Consider the following 18,874-nt stretch of genomic DNA (forward strand, 5'->3'; position numbering starts at 1 on the left):
CCGAGGGATTTGCATCCCTTCGGGTGAGGCGGAGTGTCGCGGAGCGCGCGCGGTGTGCGTCTTTGACGCATGGACCTTCCCGGCGAATTTGCTAGAGGCGGAAGCGTCGTCGATAAAAGGCAAAAAAAAACAAGGCTGAAAGCCTTGTTTTACAGGTATCGCGTGATCTTTATCCGTTGTGCGGTGGCAGCGTCTGCGCGCGCCAAAGATCTGATCCTCCCAAGACTTGACCGCGAAAATGGCAAGAATTTGCACTTCTTGCCTGTTTTGTGGCCTGAAACTAGCCCAAACGTTAGGCGTTGTCATCCGCTTTTTTTGCATTTTTGCTACAGTGGAATAAAATTTTTCCATTGACAAGGCGCGCGCAATTTCTGTTATTGGCGGCCCCATTTTTCTGCCACATTTCTTTGGATCGCTCGGGCGGTGGACGGCTCGCCTGAGTCGGTGTTCCGCCTCGGGCTGCCGGGTTTCCTTCCTGTGGCGAAGCGTTTATGAACGCATCAAAATCAACGTCATTTTGCCCGATTCCCGAAATAGGGCGGATCAGTCACTCCGGAACCCGATATGCGCCTTTCCCGCTTCTTCCTGCCCATCCTCAAGGAAAACCCCAAGGAGGCCGAGATCGTCTCCCACCGGCTCATGCTGCGTGCGGGCATGGTCAAGCAGCAGTCCCAGGGTATCTATACCTGGCTGCCGCTGGGCAAGCGCGTCCTCGACAAGGTGAACGCCATCATCCGCGAGGAACAGAACCGTTCCGGCGCCGTCGAGCTGCTGATGCCGACGCTGCAGTCCGCCGAGCTCTGGCAGGAAAGCGGCCGCTACGACGCCTACGGCAAGGAGATGCTGCGCATCAAGGATCGCCAGGAGCGCCCGATGCTCTACGGCCCGACCAACGAGGAAATGATCACGGACGTCTTCCGTTCGTTTGTGAAGTCCTACAAGGACCTGCCGCTCAACCTCTATCATATCCAGCTGAAGTTCCGCGACGAGATCCGTCCGCGCTTCGGCACCATGCGCTCGCGCGAGTTCCTGATGAAGGACGCCTATTCCTTCGATCTCAACCGCGAGGGCGCCGTGCACGCCTATAACCGCATGTTCACGGCCTATCTGCGCACCTTCTCGCGCATGGGCCTGCGCGCCATTCCGATGCGCGCCGATACCGGCCCGATCGGCGGCGACCTCAGCCACGAATTCATCATCCTCGCCGATACCGGCGAATCCGAAGTCTTCTGCCACAAGGACTTCCTGAACTTCGACGTTCCCGGCGAAGACACCAACTTTGAGGACGTCGCAGGCCTCAAGGGCATTTTCGAAAAGTGGACCTCGCGCTATGCGGCCACTTCCGAGATGCACGACGCGCCCGCCTTCGAGGCGATTCCGGAAGGCGAACGCCTGTCGGCCCGCGGCATCGAGGTTGGCCACATCTTCTATTTCGGTACGAAATATTCCGAAGCCATGGGTGCCAAGGTTCAGGGCCCTGACGGCAAGGAACACACCGTGCACATGGGCTCCTACGGCATCGGCCCGACGCGCCTCGTGCCCGCCATCATTGAAGCCTCGCATGACGAGAACGGCATCATCTGGCCGAAGGCCGTCGCGCCGTTCGAAGTCGTCGTCATCAACATGAAGTCGGGCGATGCCGCCTGCGACGCGGCCTGCGAGCAGATCTACGGCGCACTGCTGAACGCCGGCATCGATGTGCTCTACGACGACAAGGATGAACGTGCCGGCGCGAAGTTTGCGACCGCCGACCTCATTGGCGCGCCGTTGCAGGTCATTGCAGGTCCGCGGGGCATTGCGAACGGTGAGGTTGAGATCAAGGACCGCAAGACCGGCGAGCGCGAGACGCTGACCATCGAGGCGGCGATCAACCGCCTGACATCCGGCAACTGATGCCCGCAGGCGCAGGCGGCAACGGGAGGAATCATGGCTGACGCAGCGAGCGGTGCATCTGCAACCGGGGCGCAGGCCTTCAACAAGAGCCGCCCGTTCTCCGCCTTCGAGCGGATGGTCGCCTGGCGCTACCTGCGCTCCCGGCGCAAGGAAGCCTTCATCTCGGTGATTGCCGGGTTCTCCTTCATCGGCATCATGCTGGGCGTCGCGACGCTCATCATCGTCATGGCCGTCATGAACGGGTTCCGCACCGAGCTGATCTCGCGCATCCTCGGCATCAACGGCCACATGATCGTCCAGCCGATCGATACGCCGCTGAACAATTATGCCGCGCTCGCCGAGCGGCTTTCCGCTGTCCCGGGCATCACCATGGCGATCCCGCTCGTCGAGGGCCAGACGCTGGCCTCCGGCACTGCGGGCGCGGGGACCGGCGCGCTGGTGCGCGGCGTGCGCGCCGACGACCTTGCCAAGATGAAGGCCGTCTCCGACAACATCAAGGAAGGCGACCTCGTGGGCTTTGCCGCCGGCAGCGGCGTCGCGATCGGCTCGCGTATGGCCGAACAGCTCGGCCTCAGCGCCGGCGGCCAGATCACGCTCGTCGCACCCGAGGGCGACGTCACGCCGCTCGGCGTCAATCCACGCGTGAAGACCTACACCGTCTCGGCCATCTTCGAGATCGGCATGTCGGAATACGACGCGTCGATCATCTATATGCCGCTCGAAGAAGCACAGCTCTATTTCAATGCCGAAGGCATCGTGCAGTCGATCGAACTGTTCGTCGCCAACCCCGACGATGTCGACGACCTGCGCCAGCCGATCGAGGCCGCCGCCGAACGCCAGATCTTCATCACCGATTGGCGCCAGCGCAACCGCACCTTCTTCTCGGCCCTGCAGGTCGAGCGCAACGTCATGTTCATGATCCTCACGCTGATCGTGCTCGTGGCCGCGCTCAACATCATCTCCGGCCTCATCATGCTGGTGAAGGACAAGGGCAGCGACATTGCGATCCTGCGCACCATGGGGGCGACGTCAGGCTCGATCATGCGCATCTTCTTCATGACGGGCGCGGCGATCGGCACGGTCGGCACTTTTGCGGGCGTGCTGCTCGGGGTTGTCGTCTGCCTCAATGTCGAATCGATCCGGCAGTTCTTCTCGTGGCTCTCGGGCACGACGCTGTTCAATCCGGAGCTCTATTTCCTCAGCCAGCTTCCGGCGGACATGAATGCCGGCGAGACGGTCTCGGTCATCGTCATGGCGCTGGCGCTCTCCTTCCTCGCGACGATCTTCCCTGCCTGGCGTGCCTCCAAGCTCGATCCCGTCCAGGCCCTGCGGTACGAATAGGATAAACGCATGAATGCGCGCGTCGCTCTGGAACTGAAGGGCATCGAACGGCACTACGGCCAGGGCGAGACCCTGCTGTCGATCCTGAAGGGAGCCGATTTCACGCTGAAGAGCGGCGAGACCGTTGCGCTCGTCGCCCCGTCCGGCACCGGCAAGTCGACCCTGCTGCATGTCGCCGGCCTTCTCGAGAAGCCGGATGCCGGCGATGTCTTCGTCAACGGCCATTCCTGCGCGACGCTCGCCGATGACCAGCGCACGGCAATTCGCCGCAGCGAGATCGGCTTCGTCTACCAGTTCCATCACCTGCTGCCGGAATTCAGCGCGCTGGAAAACATCATGATGCCGCAGCTCATCTCCGGCCTCACCAAGGCGGAGGCGCGCGAGCGCGCCGCCCAGCTGCTCGACTACATGCGCATCGGCCATCGCGCAGACCATCGCCCCTCGGAACTTTCCGGCGGGGAGCAGCAGCGCGTCGCCATCGCGCGCGCCGTCGCCAATGCGCCGCTTCTTCTGCTGGCTGACGAGCCGACCGGCAATCTTGACCCCGAGACTGCGGGTTATGTCTTCGAGGCGCTGGAGGCGCTCGCCCGCCAGTCCGGCCTTGCCGCGCTTATCGCGACCCACAACCACGAGCTTGCCGGCCTGATGGATCGTCGCGTGACGATCGAGGACGGCCTCGTGCGCGAACTCGCCTGAGGCCGGTCCCGGTTTTTCCTGTCAGTTGTCGAGGCCGCAGATCGAGCGGCCGACATCGTCCTGCCAATCCTTGAGCAGCACGAACTGCGCCCTGCCGGCAATCGGCTGGCCGCGGGCCTTGCCCTTGCCGGTCAGCACGTTGAGATCGCATTCGCTGCCGGCGTCCGGATTGAGCGTGTCGTAGGACGAGAACGTATAGCCCGCGACGATGAAATCGAAATTGCGGTAGGCGATGGTCAGTGATTGCCGCCAGCGGTCACGGCCGACCGAATCGTTCTTCGTCGTCAGCGTGAACGAGCCGTTGGCGAGCGCGGCGAGCTCCGGCTCCTGCCCATACATGGCGAGGTTTCCCCAGATGGTGTTGGGCAGCGTGAGGGCGAGCGTCAGGCGGTTCTCTTCCGGCTTGGCGATATAGACGTAAAGCCCGTTGTCCTCGCCGCTGTTGTCGCCCGGCGTTGCGACGAGGACAAGATCGGCCACGCCGTCCTTGTTCCAGTCGCCGCTCGCCATGGCTGCGACGCGCTCGGCCGGAAAGTCCGCGGCCTCGGCCGCAAGGGGCAGGGCAAGCGACAGCAGAAGGGCGGCACTCAACGACTTCATCTCATTTCCTCCATGTGATCGACGCGACCTTATTGTGCCGCGCAATGCCGGTCCAGAGGGCCTGTGGATAAGGGTTGACATGAGAACAATAATAGAACAAAATAAAAACATAAAAGGAAAGGGAGCCACAATGACCGATTTTCTTCGTGATCTTGCAGCATTCACCTCCATGGCCATGTTCGTCGCCAGCTTCTCCGTCATCCTCTTCGGCATCTGACTGTATGTCCGCGTCCGGTCGGTGTTGCATGCGTGGAAAGCGGGTGCAACGCCAAGAACGGTCTGGACGGGAGGGGTGCGAATCCGCTTAAGCTTCCCTTCCTGATCGGAAGGATGATGGCATGGCGGACGCGGCGCAGAAGACGGATGGCGTGACAATCGAAGAGACGCCGGAATTCGTGCATCTGCGCGTCCATTCGGCCTTCTCGCTGCTCGAAGGCGCCCTGCCGATCAAGAAGATCATCGGCAAGGCGATGTCCGACCAGCAGCCGGCGATCGCGATCACTGATACGAACAATCTGTTCGCGGCGCTCGAATTCTCGCAGAAGGCAGTCGGCGACGGCATTCAGCCGTTGATCGGCTGCCAGCTGTCCATCGACATGGAAGACGAGGGGGAAGGCGAGCGTCGCGGCGGGCAGGCCCAGCTTGCAAAGCTGCCTTCGATCGTCCTTCTCGCGGCGACGGATGCGGGCTACGCCCGGCTCGTCGCGCTTGTCAGCCGTGCCTATCTCGGCGGCGAAGGCAGCCAGGCGATCCGCATTGCCTATAGCTGGCTGCAGGAAGAGGGAGCGGAAGGACTGATCGCGCTTTCCGGTGCGCTCGGCGGCCCCGTCGACATGGCCTTCCTCGCCGGCCAGCCGGTCGTCGCACGGGCGCGGCTTCACGCGCTGAAGCAGGTGTTCAGCGACCGGCTTTATATCGAATTGCAGCGGCACGGCCGCTTTGACAGGCAGCATGAACGGCGCATGGTCGAGCTCGCCTATGCGGAGGACGTGCCGCTGGTCGCGACCAACGAGCCGTTCTTCCCGGCCCCCGACGACTACGATGCGCATGACGCCCTGATGGCGGTGGCGCACAATGCGATGGTGTCGGACGACAACCGTTTCCGCCTGTCACCGGACCATTATCTCAAGAGCCGCAAGGACATGGCGAAGCTCTTCGCCGACCTGCCGGAGGCGCTGGAGAACACGATCGAGATCGCCCGGCGCTGCTCCTTCGTGCTGCAGACACGCGGGCCGATCCTGCCGCGTTTCACCGGCGCGACGGACGATCCGGAGGAGGCGGAGCGCGCGGAGTCCGCGGAACTGCGGCGCCAGTCCGTGGAGGGGCTGGAAAGCCGCATGGAACTGCTCGGCCTGACACCGGGCTATACGGAACAGGACTATCGCGAGCGGCTGGACTTCGAGCTCAGCGTCATCGAACGCATGAAGTTCCCCGGCTACTTCCTGATCGTTGCCGACTTCATCAAATGGGCCAAGCAGCACAACATCCCCGTCGGCCCGGGGCGTGGATCGGGCGCGGGCTCGCTCGTCGCCTATGCGTTGACGATCACCGACGTCGATCCGCTGCGCTTCTCGCTGCTCTTCGAACGCTTCCTCAATCCGGAACGCGTCTCGATGCCGGACTTCGACATCGACTTCTGCCAGGACCGCCGCGAAGAGGTGATCCGCTACGTGCAGCAGAAATACGGCCGCGAGCAGGTGGCGCAGATCATCACGTTCGGGTCGCTGCAGGCGCGCGCGGCGCTGCGCGACGTCGGCCGCGTGCTCGAAATGCCCTATGGCCAAGTCGACAAGATCTGCAAGCTCGTGCCGAACAATCCGGCCAACCCGACGCCGCTCTACAAGGCGATCGAAGAGGAGCCGAAACTGCAGGAAGAGGCGGAGAAGGAGCCGGTGGTCGCGCGCCTGCTCGACATCGCCCAGAAGATCGAGGGCCTCTACCGCCACGCGTCGACGCACGCCGCCGGTATCGTGATCGGCGACCGTCCGCTCTCGCAGCTCGTGCCGATGTACCGCGATCCGCGCTCCGACATGCCGGTCACCCAGTTCAACATGAAATGGGTCGAGCAGGCCGGCCTCGTCAAGTTCGACTTCCTCGGCCTGAAGACGCTGACGGTGCTGAAGACGGCGGTCGATTTCATCCGCAAGCGCGCAATCGAGGTAAAGCTCGAAAGCCTGCCGCTCGACGACCAGCTGACCTACGAGATGCTGTCGCGCGGTGAGACGGTCGGCGTGTTCCAGGTGGAAAGCGCGGGCATGCGCAAGGCGCTGATCGGCATGCGGCCCGACTGCATCGAAGACATCATCGCGCTGGTGGCGCTCTATCGCCCGGGCCCGATGGAGAACATCCCGGTCTACAACGCCCGCAAGCACGGCGAGGAGGAGATCGAATCGATCCACCCGATGATCGACCATCTCCTCAAGGAGACGCAGGGCGTTATCGTCTACCAGGAACAGGTGATGCAGATCGCCCAGGTCCTGTCTGGCTATTCGCTCGGCGAAGCCGATCTACTGCGCCGCGCCATGGGCAAGAAGATCAAGGAGGAAATGGACAAGCAGCGCGCCCGCTTCGTCGATGGCGCCGTCAAGAACGGCGTGTCGAAGCCGCAGTCGGATCTCATCTTCGACCTGCTCGCCAAGTTCGCGAACTATGGCTTCAACAAGTCGCACGCCGCCGCCTATGCCATCGTCTCTTACCAGACGGCCTATCTCAAGGCGCATTACCCGGTCGAGTTCCTCGCCGCGTCGATGACCTACGATATGTCCAACACGGACAAGCTGAACGATTTCCGGCAGGATGCCGGCCGGCTCGGTATCGAGGTCATCCCGCCCTCGGTGCAGACCTCGTTCCCTCATTTCGAGACCGGGGAAAACCGCATCTACTATGCGCTTGCCGCCATCAAGGGCGTCGGCGGGGCCGCGGTGCAGCATATCGTCGATGTGCGCGGTACGGCGCCGTTCAAGAGTCTGGAAGATTTTTGCGTGCGCATCGACCCCAAGTTCGTCAACCGCCGGGTCTTCGAAAGCCTGATCGTCGCCGGCGCCTTCGATTGTTTCGGCCATGATCGCGCGGCGATGATCGCCGGCCTCGACAGGCTTCTCGGCGCCGCCCAGCGCGCGCAGGAAAACAAGACGAGCGGGCAGGGCGATATCTTCGGCATGGGCGCGGCAACGGGGCCGGAGGTCATCACGCTTCCGTCCTACACGCCCTGGCTCGCCTCGGAAAAACTGCACCGCGAATTTCAGGTGCTCGGCTTCTACCTGTCGGCCCACCCGCTCGACACCTATGCGCCGATCCTCTCCAAGATGCGCGTGCAGACCTTCGGTGACTTCGCCGCGGCGGTGAAGCGCGGCGCGACCGCCGGTCGCCTCGCCGGCACGGTGACCTCCAAGCAGGAGCGCAAGACGCGCACCGGCAACAAGATGGGCATCGTCGCCTTTTCCGATTCGTCCGGCCAGTTCGAGGCAGTGCTGTTCTCCGAAATGCTGAACCAGTACCGCGACTTGCTGGAGCCCGGCAAGTCGCTGGTCCTGACCGTGCAGGCGGAAGAGCGGCCGGAAGGCATCGGCCTGCGCATCCAGACGCTGCGCTCGCTGGAGGAAGAATCGCTGCAGACGCAGAAGGCGCTGCGCGTCTACGTGCGCGACAGCGGCCCGCTTCGCTCCATCGCCGCCCATCTCAACACGAAGGGCGACGGCCTCGTCTCCTTCATCGTGATCAAGGACAACGGCCAGCGGGAAATCGAGGTGGAGCTCAATGAACGCTTCCGCATTTCCTCGGAAATCGCCGCCGCCATGCGCTCGACGCCGGGTGTGCTGGACGTGGAACTGGTCTGAGGCACGGGAGACGGAGTGTCTTGGTCAACCTCGTCCTCTACAGCGACCAGACCGCGGGCGAGGGCGCGGAGATCGATGCCTGTCTCTTGGGCCTCCTTCGTGAGCGGCGCGGCGGCGCCCGGGTCGGTTACGTTGCGTCGGGCCCGGATCCGGAGCGTACGTTTTTTCAGGCGGGCAGGGCCTATTACGCGCGGCTTGGCCTTGATCTCTGTCTCTATCACGACCTGGACCTCACCCGGGATGCCATGGACGTCGCCCGGCTCTTCGCCTGCGATGCCATTCACCTTTCCGGCGGGCATACCGGCGATTTCCTGATGCGGCTGAAGCGCAGTGCGCTGCTCGCGCCCCTGCGGGACTGGGCACGAGGCGGCGGTGTCCTGATCGGTGTCAGCGCCGGCGCCATTCTCATGGCGCCGACGATCGCGACCGACGCGCTCTTCCTTGGGGAACGGCCGGAGGATGTGGAGGGCGAAGCCCTCAATCTGATGCCGCTGGAATTCTTCCCGCATCTCGATGACGACGCGGCCTATCTCCCCGCGCTCCTTCGTTACAGCAGGCACACGCGGCGTCCCATTCTTGCCTGCAATGATGGGGACGGCGCGGTCGTGCATGAGGGCAGGGTCGCCTGTTTCGGCAAGGCCATCTGGATCGTCGATGGTGCGGTCACCGAGGCCCGCGGCACGGTTTCCCTGGAGGAAATCGCAGCACGCAGCGCTTAGGCGGCGGCGTGGGATATTCTGCCGGTGATGTTCGTCGCCTGGCATGTCTCAAGACGGCAGCGGTGAAGAGGGGCCTTTCAGCCTGCGTGGCCGTCGATTTCCCGTTCGTGCACCGCGATTTGCGCGAAGGAGACGGGGCCATGGGTGTCGCCCGGCGCGCGCCCCGCCAGGACGTAGCCCGAGCCTGCCTTTGTCAGCATCAGCATGTCGTCGGCAATCGAGATCCGGAAAATCGGGTGGGGAATGCCGTCGGCCATCGCAGCGGGCTGGATCGCGCAATGGGTTGCGGCGGGCCGGGCGCGGCGGAGCAGGAGGTCGGCCGCTGCGGCGACAGGTTCGTGTCTGACGAAGGCCGTGATGGCGTCGACGTCCGTCCGCTCCGCGATGCCGATCAGGGAGACGGCCGTCCAGGTCACGTCCCGTTCGCCGAGCTGCAAGGCGTAGAGGCGGACACAGCCGCCGGCGCAGGCTGCGCCACGCAGTCCGAAGCTCGTCTGGACGAGCCGGACCTCTTCGCGGCGGCCGCCGATGTCGATCACCTCTGTGGTTCCCGGATCAATCAGGGTCTCGTCCGCCGCATCGGCCGCGAGCCCCAAAGCGAGGAGCAGAGGGTCGGAAAGAGATTGCCGGAAGGCTTCGATGCGGGCTTTCGACAGCCGGAGCGCACGCCGGGGATTGGAAAGGGCACCTTGTTCCCAGGCCGCTTCGAAACCGGCAGGATCGAGATAGCGGATGTCGGGCCATGCCTTGATCCAGGCAGCCGCCTGGTCCGTTGCCGGCCTGAGGCGTTCTGCCTCCTCGAAACGCTTGTCCAGCGCATCGAGCGCGCCGTCCCGGCCGCCGGAAAAGCCGGTCTGCGCATCCGCCTGGTCTGGGTTGGCGGCAATCCAGAGGCCGAGCTCACCCAGCAGTGCGGCATGGTGGGGCGCGCCCATGGCGGACAACCCTGCCATGGCGTTGGCAAGAATGGCCTGCCTTCGTGTTCCGCAATTGTGAACGAACTGGCTGTGCCCGCCGTTCAGCACCTGCGCGATGTAGAAATCGGCGTGGTAGAGCTGGATCAGCCGATGCGGCACCTCGTCGGCGCGGTAAAGGCCTGCCGAAAAGAGATGGTTGACGAAATCGACGACGATCGCAACGAGCTCGGACGCGTTGCCGGGACTATCCTTGGCAAGCGCATGAGGGATCGGGACGACAGGGGCCGGCTGGGGTGGCGTCACGCGTTTTCCAAAGGTCATTCAGACACCTTTGAAGAGGAGAGGCAGTGAGGGGCATCATGTCATGGACGGCGCCCACGTCGAGACATTCGCCGGCAGGCGGTATCGATGGCCTGCTGCAAGGCAGGCCACAGCTGCCTGTCAGTTCACGACGGTGATCGATGCCTTCTTCTTTTTCTTCGATGTCTTGCCGCTCTGTACCGCTCCTGCATCGGCTTTCTGCACCTTGCGCGTCACGGTGATGAAGTCCGTGCCGTCGCCGGTTTCCGGGCCGAGCCCGGTGTCGGAGATGGAGAGGGAGGCGCCTTCGCCCATCAGGCCGGAAATGCGCAGGCGCATGTCCTCCGGAATATCGAGCCGGTCGAGGGTTTTTGCCAGCACCTCGGGGGCAGCGGCATCGGCTTCGGTGGTGATGCCGAGGCGCTTCATCGTCGCCTGCGAAAGCTGGTTGTCCATGCTGACGCCGTACCATTCCGCCTTGCCCTTGTCGGCATCGACCTCGCGGGCCAGCAGGAAATGCGTGCCAAGGGCGATTTCGGGGTTGCGGATGGTGATCGGCATTTCGAGGACGGGCTTGAATTTCTGCCGCACGAGGATCTGCCCATTCGGCGGCGCCCCCTTGCCGGCCTTGGCGTAGACGGCGGCGACAAACTCCGGAGAGATCATGCCGTCTTCCTTCAGCCCTTCCGCGAGCTGGAAGGCGCGGATGGCGGTAACGGTCTGCTTGCCGTGCAGGCCATCCGGCACGCCGGCGTCATAGCCGAGCGTCGTCAGCAGCGTCTGCAGATCCATCAGCATCTCGCGCTCGCCGCGGCGGGTGATCAGGATGCGGATCGGGTCTTGCTCTGTTCTCTGTACGATGGGCGTGATGACCTCCGGCTTCGGATCGGTCATCGCCACCTCGACGCTCTTCTCGCCGGCTTCGATGAGCGCGGGGCGAAGGCCGGCCTCGGAGAGCAGCGGCGTATCCGGAACGACGACGACAGGCTTGAACAGCGCGGCATGCACGATGCGCTGCGGCGTGATCTCGCGGTCGGTGACGAGGACATGACCGCCGCGGCGCGTCGTGCTGAACAGCAGTTTCGCAAAGTCGTTCGGCAGGCGCACGCAGCCGTGCGAAGCGGGGTAGGAGGGCACGCTGTTGGAGGCGTGCAACGCGATGCCCGACCAGGTCAGCCGCTGCATGAAAGGCATCGGCGCGCTGTCATAGAGGTTCGAGAAATGTGTGCGCTTCTTTTCGAGGATCGAGAAGATGCCGGTCGGCGTGGAATGTCCCGCCTTGCCGGTGGAAACGCGCGATGTGGCGACGACCACGCCGCCGTCATAGACCTTCAACTCCTGCAGGTCCTTCGACACCATGATCTGGAGCGGACCTTCGAGCGTGCCGCCGAGCGCGGTGGCGCAGCTCAGCATCAGGCCCACTATGCTCATGCCGGTAACGAGGCGAAACTTCATGTGACCCATCCGTACGCAATACAAACCGGCAGGAAGCGTAGTGCATCCGATTTAAGGAAGGCTTGATGCACGCAGACGATCCCCCGATCTGTGCCATCCCGATGCAGTCAAGAACGCTGGCTTGCCGGGATTTATTCGGTGGGTCCGTCGATTTTTCCGGCGGTCTTGAATGTCAATTTTTCGTGAAACCGGTTGGGGCCGTTCTTGCCGAACGTGTAGCCGGTCTCCACGCTCGCCTTGCCGAACTTGTCGCGCAGGGTGTTCATCGCGGCCTCGGCGGCGGCGTGGCGGCTGGCGGCGGGATCGACGAGATCGGGCGGGTCGGCGCGGCCGGGATCGGCAAGATCGCTGACGCCGATGCCGATCAGCCGGTACTTCGTGCCGTCCACCTCCTTGCGCAGAAGCTCGATACCGGTGCGAAAGATGCGGTCGGCGAGCATGGTGGGGTCTTCCAGCTTGCGGTTGCGCGTGCGGCCTTTGAAATCGGCCGTCTTCAGCTTCAGGACGACGGTGTGGCCGGCGATGCCCGACTTGCGCAGGCGCGTGGCGACCTTCTCGCTGAGACGGCGCAGGTGCGCCACCAGCTCGTCATAGCTTGAAATGTCGTCGAAGAAGGTGGTTTCGGCCGATACGCTCTTGGCCGGATCGTTCGCATGCACCTCCCGGTCGTCCTGCCCGCGGGAGAGGTTGAAGAGCCGTTTGCCCATGACGCCGTAGCGGCGCATCAGGTCGGTTTCCTCCATGGTCTGCAGCTGGCCGACAGTGCGGATGCCGTCGCGCTCCAGCGTCTCGGCAAAGGCCTTGCCGACGCCCCAGATGAGGAGCACCGGCTTCTCGCGCAGGAAGTCGAGCGCCTCGGCTTCGCCGATGACGGAAAAACCACGCGGCTTGTTGAGGTCCGAAGCCACCTTGGCGAGGAACTTGCAGTAGGAAAGGCCGATCGAGATGGTGATGCCGACTTCGTTTTCGACGCGTTGGGCAAATCGGGCGAGCACACGGGCAGGTGGATCGTGGTGCAGGCGTTCGGTGCCCTTGAGCTCCAGAAAGGCCTCGTCGATGGAAAGCGGCTGAACGAGCGGCGTCAGGTCCTGCATCATCGCGCGCACCTGCCGGCCGACGGCGACGTATTTCTCCATGTTCGGACTGATGACGATGGCGTTGGGACAGGCCTCCAGCGCCTTGAACATCGGCATGGCCGAACGCACGCCGTGGATCCGTGCGACATAGCAGGCGGTGGAGACGACGCCGCGTTTGCCACCGCCGATAATGACCGGCTTGTCCGCAAGGTCAGGATTGTCGCGCTTCTCGATCGCCGCATAAAAGGCGTCGCAGTCGATATGGGCGAGCGTCAGGCCATAGAGTTCGGCATGATAGACGAGGCGGGGGCTGCCGCATGCGCGACAACGGCGCAGGTTCACAGGCTGCCCGGCAAGGCAGTCGCGGCAGAAGCCCGGAAAACGCGATTCGGCTGTGCTCATCATGCGGAACAAATATTGAACATCGCGACATCACCGCTTAAATTCACGAGTCTCAAGCGCTGCGGGAGGTGAAGGCATGACGACGCACAGGCAAGCGCGTGGAGACCCCCGCTTACCGCCCGCTCAGAAATCGTCGCTGCCGCCCGGCCCGCTGAGGACGGCGTGGGCGTGCACCACCGCCTCCGGCGTGACACCTGTCGCGGTGCTGAAAGAAAGGAGCGTCGGTTCGTGTTCCATCAGGAAAGCAACGAGGCCGGCGAGAAAGCCGGGATCGTCGATGGCATTGCGCACATCCGAAGGTGAGACGCCGGTGAGCGAGAGGAAACGCGAGAGCAGTTCGGGTTCTCCGGCCAGCCAGCCGAGGATGGCGACGGCGGTTGCCTCGGCATCGGCAACCGCGGGTGTATCTTTTTGGCTTTTCATCGTTTTTCCTCGGGAAATTTACCTTTTAATCAACCAAGTCGCGCTAACGTCGATGCGGACAAGCTGGGTGATTTCGGCTTTGCCGCAACTTATCGATCCACCGGAAGGTTGCAAGGCCGGCGAGAGGAACAGGGACGCACGATGCCCAAGCAGGTGATGATTGTCGAGGACAACGAGCTCAACATGAAGCTCTTCCGGGATCTCATCGAGGCGTCCGGCTATACGACCATCCAGACCCGGAATGGTATGGAAGCCCTTGATCTTGCCCGCAAACACCGTCCGGATCTGATCCTGATGGATATCCAGCTTCCCGAGGTCTCCGGCCTCGAAGTCACCAAGTGGCTGAAGGAAGACGACGAGCTGCATGTCATCCCGGTGATTGCCGTCACAGCCTTCGCGATGAAGGGCGACGAGGAGCGAATCCGCCAGGGCGGCTGCGAGGCCTATGTCTCCAAGCCGATCTCCGTTCCGAAATTCATCGAAACCATCAAAACCTATCTCGGCGACGCATGAGTCGGAGGTCAGGGCCATGACAGCGCGCATTCTCGTCGTCGACGACATTCCGGCAAACGTAAAGCTGCTCGAGGCGCGGCTGCTCGCGGAGTATTTCGACGTGCTGACGGCCGAGAATGGCTATGATGCGCTTGCCATGTGCGAACGCACGCAGGTGGATCTCATCCTGCTCGACATCATGATGCCCGGCATCGATGGTTTCGAGGTCTGCGAACGGTTGAAGGCCAATCCGCGCACGGCCCATATCCCTGTTGTCATGGTGACGGCGCTCGACCAGCCCTCCGACCGCGTGCGCGGCCTCAAGGCCGGCGCCGACGATTTTCTCACCAAGCCGGTCAACGACCTGCAACTCATGTCACGGGTGAAGAGCCTCGTGCGGCTGAAGACGTTGACGGACGAGCTGCGCATGCGCGCGGCCACCGCCCGCGCCATTTCCCTGGAGGAGGGGCTGGACAGCAATCTCGGCGACGAGCCGGGCGATATCCTCCTCGTCGATGGCCGCGCCAGCTCCCAGGAGCGCATCACCCGCGCGCTGAAGCCGATCGCCGAGGTCACCTCGATGTCCGATCCGCAGGCTGCACTCTTCCAGGCGGCCGAAAGCAATTTCGAGCTGGTGATCGTCAACGCCAATTTCGAGGACTACGATCCGCTGCGCCTGTGCTCGCAGCTCCGCTCGCTGGAACGCACCCGCTTTCTGCCGATCCTGCTGATCGCGGAGCAGGGTGACGACGACATGGTGGTGCGCGCACTCGATCTCGGCGTCACGGACTATCTGATGCGGCCGATCGACCCGAACGAGCTGATCGCCCGCAGCCTCACCCAGATCCGCCGCAAGCGCTGCAACGACCGCCTGCGCGCCAGCGTGCGCCAGACGATCGAATTGGCCGTCACGGACGGTCTGACAGGTCTGCACAACCGTCGTTATCTCGACAACCACATGAAGCTGCTGATCGACCGCGCGACGGCGCGGGGCCGGCCTCTGTCGGTCTGCATCACGGATATCGACCGCTTCAAGCTGGTCAACGACACCTATGGCCACGATGCCGGCGATGCGGTGCTGCGCGAATTCGCCAGCCGCGTGCGCTCGGCCGTGCGCGGCGCCGACCTTGCCTGCCGTTACGGCGGGGAGGAGTTCGTTCTGGTGATGCCGGATACCTCTGCCGACATGGCGGCAGGTGTCGCGGAGCGCCTCCGCACGATCGTCGAACGGGAACCGTTCCGCGTGCCCGGCACGGACGTCTTCCTGTCCATCACCGCTTCGCTCGGCCTTGCCAGTGCGCTGTCGGCCGGAGACAGTCCGGAAGCCCTGTTGAAGCGCGCCGATACCGCGCTTTATGAGGCAAAGCGCTCCGGCCGAAACCGGGTCGTGGCTGCCGCCGCGTGAGGCGGCCGATTCGCCGCGAGGTTGTCCACAGGCGAATTCATATTTCGGGCATTTGACTTGGAAATCCGCAGGTTGCACGGTTCGTGCCGGTTGCTGACCGTACGTGAACCGCGCCGCCCCTAGAATCCGGTCACGTGGTGAAAATTGGCTATAAGTCGTACTATTCGACTTTGGTGAGGCCTATCAATGGGTTGTGTCGTGTATCGCCTTCCCGTACGTCAACCGGGTATTTTGTCATGGTTGCATACTTCTCTCGCAATGGTTGAAATTGGCGTTGCCAACCATTGTTGCGATCCATGACGGAACCGCTGCTCAATGGTACACGTCTCCTCGGTGCGGTTAACTATGAGACAAGGCGCCGGCGGGGGAGCGTTAAGAATTCGTTGATTTTTTTTCTTTTTCGCGCGATGCTCAACTCATGCGCGGCAAACGAGGCCGCACAACCGGTTACCCCATGATGCTAGGTCCGCCGCATCTCCTGGGTCGTGGGGTCGGTCGGTCAGCTACGACAAATACGGAATCCTCGTGCCGTCGTCGTGTCTGACCGACCCCCATTCAACGCCGCTCCCTCAGGGGAGCGGCGTTTTTGATTCGGGGCAGGCGACACGAAGGCTGCCGACAAAAAGAAAAGGCGCCGGACGTTTCCGTCCAGCGCCTTTGCGAACCGAAGCGGCTCCCAAGATTACTTGATCTTGGTTTCCTTGAATTCGACGTGCTTCTTGACGACCGGGTCGTACTTCGTCTTGGTCATCTTGTCCGTCATCGTACGGCTGTTCTTCGTGGTCACGTAGAAGAAACCGGTGTCGGCCGTCGACAGCAGCTTGATCTTGATGGTGGTAGCCTTGGCCATGGTCGTCCTGCCTTTATCAAAAACGAAGCCGCGGACAGCCAGTCTGCTCTACGGCTTAAATCTGGGCGGAAACTACAAAACGCGCCCGAAAAGTCAACCCCGTTTCGGCCGGAAAACCATCCGGGCGAGAGAAAGTACGAGGTAAAACCCGAAGAAGCCGACGATCGCCCAGGCAAAACCGTCATTGCCGGAAACATCCATCGCCGCGCCGATGGCCTGCGGACCGACGACGGTGCCGACGGCATAACAGAAGATGAAGGCGGCATTGGCCGCCGCGAGGTCCGCGCCGACGAGGCGCGAGCCGAGGTGGCTGAGGCCGACCGTGTAGAGGCCGGCGACGCAGCCGCCCCACAGGAACAGCACGGTCGCCATCAGCACCCAGCTGTGCGAGATGAGGGGCAGGCAGAGCGCGCCGACGAGGCCGATGACCGCCATGATCGTCAGGAGGCGCCTGCGGTCCTTCATGCGGTCGGAAAGCATGCCGAGCGGGATCTGGAACGCCATGTTGCCGATACCCATCACGGTCAGCAGCAGGGCGGCCTGCGGCTCGCTGAAGCCGGCCCGCGTCGCGTAGATGGGGAAGAGCGAAAGGCCGCCGACCTCCACCGCGCCGAAGATGAAGACCGCCGCTGTCGCCGTCGGTACGAGAAGGATGTAGCGCATGAAATGCAGCTCGGGCTTCTCGTCGATATCAGGGCTTTCGCCGCGGGCGATGAAAATGGGAACGGCGGCCAGAAGGATGATGGCGGCACCCACCGTGAAGGGCAGCACGCCGTCGCTGCCCAGAAGCGAGAAGAGCAGGGGACCGGCGGCGAAGCCGAGCGACAGCACCGTGGCATAGATGCCCAGCACGAGACCGCGCCGGCGGGGCGGGGCAGCGGCGTTGATCCAGAATTCGGAGAGGATGAAGAGCGTGGTGATCGCGCCGTGGAAGACCAGGCGAAGCGGGAACCACAGCCAGAAATTCTGGATGTAGTAGAAGCCGAGGCCGCTGATCGCCGCCAGAATGATGGCGGCGATCATGATCGTCGAGGTGCCCCAGGCATGCGCAAGGCGCGTGGTGAAGGGGGCGGCAGCCATGGCGGCGACGCCGGCCATGGCAGAGTTGATGCCGATCATGGTGGGGGAAATGCCGCGCTTCTCCATGATGATGGAGAGCAGCGGAAGACCGAGGCCGATGGCGATGCCGACGGCGGAAATGGCGGCGACGGCTGCAAAGAGAGACCGCCAGTGGATGCTCTCCACCGGGCCCGAGGTGCCGGATTGCGGCTGCGTCATATGCGATCGATCCTCAAAGAAGGTCCCGAAGGAAGCGCCCGCGCTGGGTGTGATACAGCGGCACGGTTCTTCCGAAGGGCAGAGACTTGTCTTCCTGAAGGCTTTTTTGAAGCTCTTCAAGGATCAATACGGTTATGTCGGGCATCTCGATGCCGCCGCGGTCAAAAATATTCACCCAGCGCAGGTCTTCCAGCTCATGGCTCGCCGTTGCGCCGGCGGGGTCGATGCCCGCCTCGTCGGTAAAGAGCGCGAAGAAGCGCGTATCGAACCGCCGGACCATGCCGGCCGGCGTGATGGCGCGGGCAAGGAAACGCAGGTTGGAAAGGTCGGGGCGGAAGGGCAGGGCGTTTTGTGAGGCAGCCTCGATCGACGTGCCGACGGAAATACCGGCCTCTTCGTAGAGTTCCCGCAACGCGGCAACGCCCAGCGCTCGCAGGCGCGAATCGGAGCAGCGGGTGCCGCTGCGCAGCGCCAGCCGTTCGCAGGCCAGCGGGTTCAATGGATGGGAGACGGGAACGAGGCGGTCCGTCGCATCGCGCCGGCCACCGGGAAAGACATAGACATCCGGCATGAAGACATGCTTGCTGCTGCGCCGGCCGACGAGCACCCGCATGCGCTCGCCCGACCGGTCGAGAAGCAGGATCGAGGCTGCATCGACGGGTCGGACGGGTGTCATGCCGTCCGGTCGCCGTAGGCGGACGCCGTGTCCACTTCCCTCTCTTCCGGCTTGTCGCCGAAGCCGTGCATCTTCAGCGCCCATTGCAGGCCGATGGCGCCGCCCTTGATGGGCTGCAGCAGAAGGAGCGACAGGATGAGCGTGATCGGGGTCCAGATGGCGAGGTGCTGCCAGGTGGTGAGCGGCCAGACGAGGTCCGTCGCCATGTAGCCGCCGACCACGATATGACCGACGATGGTGATGACGAGATAGGGCGGCAGGTCGTCGGCACGCTGGTGCGTGTAGTCCTCGCCGCAGGCGGCACAGTTTTCCACGGGCTTGACGAAGGACTTGAACAGGCGGCCGGAACCGCAGGCGGGGCAGCGGTTTAGTATGCCGCGCTTGATGGCACGGCCGAGCGGGCGCTCCACCGGCCGGGCGGCCGGGCTGTCGCCGAAATGCTGCGTGTTGCCGCTGGTTTCGTTCGCCTGCATGTCCTGTCCTTCCCGCCGGCACTTCGCGCCGGCCATTTCTCT

General features: G+C 63.4%; 16 protein-coding genes. 7 read left to right on the forward strand and 9 right to left on the reverse strand.

Annotated elements, in window-relative coordinates; genetic code table 11:
• Positions 1 to 564: 564 nt before the first annotated feature.
• The 3 genes from proS to EXZ48_RS07460 are packed head-to-tail and all read left to right on the forward strand — an operon-like array spanning position 565 to position 3,930.
• Positions 565 to 1,893, forward strand: a complete 1,329-nt coding sequence (proS, locus tag EXZ48_RS07450) for a proline--tRNA ligase (protein ID WP_130515074.1) — start codon at positions 565 to 567, stop codon at positions 1,891 to 1,893.
• Positions 1,894 to 1,926: 33 nt separating this feature from the next.
• Complete coding sequence (locus EXZ48_RS07455) at positions 1,927 to 3,234, forward strand: lipoprotein-releasing ABC transporter permease subunit (RefSeq protein WP_023515965.1); 1,308 nt, start codon at positions 1,927 to 1,929, stop codon at positions 3,232 to 3,234.
• A gap of 9 nt (positions 3,235 to 3,243) precedes the next feature.
• Entirely contained in the window at positions 3,244 to 3,930 is a 687-nt protein-coding gene (locus tag EXZ48_RS07460) for an ABC transporter ATP-binding protein (protein WP_130515075.1), read from the forward strand.
• Positions 3,931 to 3,951: 21 nt separating this feature from the next.
• Here the strand turns inward: EXZ48_RS07460 and EXZ48_RS07465 are convergent, their stop codons facing one another.
• Positions 3,952 to 4,530, reverse strand: a complete 579-nt coding sequence (locus tag EXZ48_RS07465) for a hypothetical protein (protein WP_050743048.1) — start codon at positions 4,528 to 4,530, stop codon at positions 3,952 to 3,954.
• 338 nt (positions 4,531 to 4,868) lie between these two features.
• On the opposite strand from EXZ48_RS07465, the gene dnaE reads away from it, so the two are divergent.
• Positions 4,869 to 8,366 (forward strand): DNA polymerase III subunit alpha, encoded by a 3,498-nt coding sequence (gene dnaE, locus EXZ48_RS07470; protein WP_130515077.1) that lies wholly within the window; start codon positions 4,869 to 4,871, stop codon positions 8,364 to 8,366.
• A gap of 20 nt (positions 8,367 to 8,386) precedes the next feature.
• Complete coding sequence (locus EXZ48_RS07475) at positions 8,387 to 9,085, forward strand: Type 1 glutamine amidotransferase-like domain-containing protein (protein ID WP_165909298.1); 699 nt, start codon at positions 8,387 to 8,389, stop codon at positions 9,083 to 9,085.
• A 77-nt stretch (positions 9,086 to 9,162) separates the two neighbouring features.
• On the opposite strand, the gene EXZ48_RS07480 is transcribed toward EXZ48_RS07475, so the two are convergent.
• From EXZ48_RS07480 to EXZ48_RS07495, 4 genes are all read right to left on the reverse strand, one after another.
• Positions 9,163 to 10,305 (reverse strand): DUF4375 domain-containing protein, encoded by a 1,143-nt coding sequence (locus EXZ48_RS07480; protein WP_165909299.1) that lies wholly within the window; start codon positions 10,303 to 10,305, stop codon positions 9,163 to 9,165.
• Between the two features lie 138 nt (positions 10,306 to 10,443).
• On the reverse strand, positions 10,444 to 11,757 hold the full coding sequence (locus EXZ48_RS07485) for a L,D-transpeptidase family protein (protein ID WP_023514967.1): 1,314 nt from the start codon (positions 11,755 to 11,757) through the stop codon (positions 10,444 to 10,446).
• A 131-nt stretch (positions 11,758 to 11,888) separates the two neighbouring features.
• The gene (locus EXZ48_RS07490) at positions 11,889 to 13,235 is read right to left on the reverse strand and encodes a DNA polymerase IV (RefSeq protein ID WP_130515167.1); all 1,347 of its coding nucleotides are present in this window, start codon (positions 13,233 to 13,235) and stop codon (positions 11,889 to 11,891) included.
• 123 nt (positions 13,236 to 13,358) lie between these two features.
• The gene (locus EXZ48_RS07495) at positions 13,359 to 13,658 is read right to left on the reverse strand and encodes a DUF3572 domain-containing protein (RefSeq protein ID WP_130515084.1); all 300 of its coding nucleotides are present in this window, start codon (positions 13,656 to 13,658) and stop codon (positions 13,359 to 13,361) included.
• A gap of 141 nt (positions 13,659 to 13,799) precedes the next feature.
• Here EXZ48_RS07495 and EXZ48_RS07500 point away from each other — a divergent pair, with 141 nt between their 5' ends.
• A complete protein-coding gene (locus EXZ48_RS07500; RefSeq protein WP_003547430.1) occupies positions 13,800 to 14,171 on the forward strand; it encodes a response regulator in 372 nt (123 codons plus the stop codon).
• Positions 14,172 to 14,187: 16 nt separating this feature from the next.
• Positions 14,188 to 15,555, forward strand: coding sequence for a PleD family two-component system response regulator (locus EXZ48_RS07505; protein WP_050743053.1), 1,368 nt, complete (start codon positions 14,188 to 14,190; stop codon positions 15,553 to 15,555).
• 682 nt (positions 15,556 to 16,237) lie between these two features.
• Here the strand turns inward: EXZ48_RS07505 and rpmG are convergent.
• The 4 genes from rpmG to EXZ48_RS07525 form a co-directional block, all read right to left on the reverse strand.
• Positions 16,238 to 16,405: a 50S ribosomal protein L33 gene (gene rpmG / locus EXZ48_RS07510; protein ID WP_023512792.1), complete on the reverse strand. Its 168-nt coding sequence runs from the start codon at positions 16,403 to 16,405 to the stop codon at positions 16,238 to 16,240.
• A 93-nt stretch (positions 16,406 to 16,498) separates the two neighbouring features.
• Entirely contained in the window at positions 16,499 to 17,683 is a 1,185-nt protein-coding gene (locus EXZ48_RS07515; RefSeq protein ID WP_130515086.1) for an MFS transporter, read from the reverse strand.
• Between the two features lie 13 nt (positions 17,684 to 17,696).
• Entirely contained in the window at positions 17,697 to 18,359 is a 663-nt protein-coding gene (locus EXZ48_RS07520; protein ID WP_023512790.1) for an NUDIX hydrolase, read from the reverse strand.
• Positions 18,356 to 18,832, reverse strand: coding sequence for a DUF983 domain-containing protein (locus EXZ48_RS07525; protein ID WP_130515088.1), 477 nt, complete (start codon positions 18,830 to 18,832; stop codon positions 18,356 to 18,358). The genes EXZ48_RS07520 and EXZ48_RS07525 overlap by 4 nt, the downstream gene beginning before the upstream one ends.
• Positions 18,833 to 18,874: the final 42 nt, after the last annotated feature.

Origin of the sequence: Shinella sp. JR1-6 (assembly GCF_004284735.1) — a bacterium.
Lineage (GTDB): Bacteria > Pseudomonadota > Alphaproteobacteria > Rhizobiales > Rhizobiaceae > Shinella.